This window comes from Candidatus Protofrankia californiensis (assembly GCF_900634765.1).
GTDB classification, from domain to species: Bacteria; Actinomycetota; Actinomycetes; order Frankiales; family Frankiaceae; genus Protofrankia; species Protofrankia californiensis.
Window position 1 is genome coordinate 1,474 of sequence record NZ_CAAAFT010000217.1, and the last position, 1,481, is coordinate 2,954.

2 protein-coding genes are annotated in these 1,481 nt (G+C 69.8%); both read left to right on the plus strand.

The features are described from left to right. A partial coding sequence (locus tag DD1DGNOD_RS11915; RefSeq protein WP_131770132.1) for an SDR family NAD(P)-dependent oxidoreductase occupies positions 1 to 548 on the plus strand: 548 nt, incomplete at its 5' end. Positions 549 to 634: 86 nt separating this feature from the next. Continuing rightward, positions 635 to 1,480: a 2-keto-4-pentenoate hydratase gene (locus DD1DGNOD_RS11920; protein WP_131770122.1), complete on the plus strand. Its 846-nt coding sequence runs from the start codon at positions 635 to 637 to the stop codon at positions 1,478 to 1,480. Position 1,481: the final 1 nt, after the last annotated feature.

Genomic DNA, 1,481 nt, shown 5'->3' on the forward strand with positions numbered 1-1,481 from the left:
CGGCGGTCGACGCCTTCGGGGGTCTTGACATCCTCGTCAACAATGCCGGCGGTGGGGTGATCAGGCCGACGCTGGAGCACACCGAGCAGACCCTGCAGGCGACGATCGACAACAACCTGTGGACGGTGCTGCGCTGCACGTTGGCGGTGCTGCCGCACATGGTCGCCCGCGGTTACGGCCGTGTCATCAACATCGGCGCCGAGTCGGTGCGCAACGGGCTGGTGGACCATGCCGTGTACAACGCCGCGAAGGGTGGGGTGCACGCCATGACCACGGGTCTGGCGCGTGAGTTCGCCGCCGCCGGGATCACCGTCAACGTCGTCGCCCCGTCCTACGTCCGCACTCCGGAGCTCGACGCCGGCCTGCGCGCGGGCTCGTTGCCGGACCGGCTGGTACATGTCGTCGACCGCGCCGTCGAGCTGATCCCGATGAACAGGCCCGGCACCGTGGACGACGTCGCCGCGGCCGTGGCCTACCTGGCCAGGGAGGATTCGGGGTTCGTCACCGGTCAGGTCCTCAGCGTCAACGGTGGCAGCAGCATGGGCTGATCGAAAGCCATGCCTCGGCCGTCATGCCGCCAGAGGAGTCATGCCGCCAGACAGGAAGCTTCAGCACATCGGGAGTACGTGTCACCATGACGAGCTCACCCACACCCGCCAGCACCGTGCCCGATCTGGAACGGTACTGGCAGGCAGCCGACCGGCTGACGACAGCGACCCGGCAGCGCAGGCCCTGCCCGCCCGTGCGGGACCTGCTGGGCGACGGCGACATCGCCGCCGCGTACGCGGTGCAGCGGCTGCTCATCAAGGCGGCGGTAGGGGCCCGGCGCCGCCTCGTCGGGCACAAGATCGGATTGACGTCCGTCGCCGTCCAGCGCCAGCTCGGGGTCGACCAGCCCGACTGCGGCGTGCTCTTCGCCGACATGGCCAGGGGCGAGGACACCCCCATCGACCCGGCGGACCTGCTCCAGCCGCGGATCGAGGCTGAGGTGGCGTTCGTCCTCGGCGCTGACCTCGACCGGCCCGATCTTGATCTTGAGATGGCGCGGTCCGCGGTGGACCAGGTCCTGCCGGCGCTGGAGATCGTCGACAGCAGGATCACGGACTGGGACATCAGCATCGTCGACACGGTCGCGGACAACGCCTCCTGCGGCCTGTTCGTCCTCGGTGCCCACCGGCAGCCACTCGGTGAACTGGACCTGACCGCCATGACCATGGCCATGACCGCTGACGGACAGGTGGTCTCCGAGGGCACCGGCGCGGCGTGTCTCGGTGACCCGTGCCAGGCGCTGCTGTGGCTGGCACGCACCGCGCGGGAGTTCGGATCCCCGCTGCGCGCGGGCGACCTGGTGCTCTCCGGCGCCCTCGGCCCGATGGTTGCCGTGACGCCCGCTACCACCTACCGGGCGACCATCGCGGGGCTCGGCACCGTCACCGCATCCTTCAGAGAGGACCTGTCATGCAGGGAGGACCTGCCATGAG

What these genes read in the sequence shown, in the direction of transcription:
- DD1DGNOD_RS11920 (WP_131770122.1), top strand. Translation starts at nt 635, where the DNA reads ATGACGAGCTCACCCACACCCGCCAGCACCGTGCCCGATCTGGAACGG.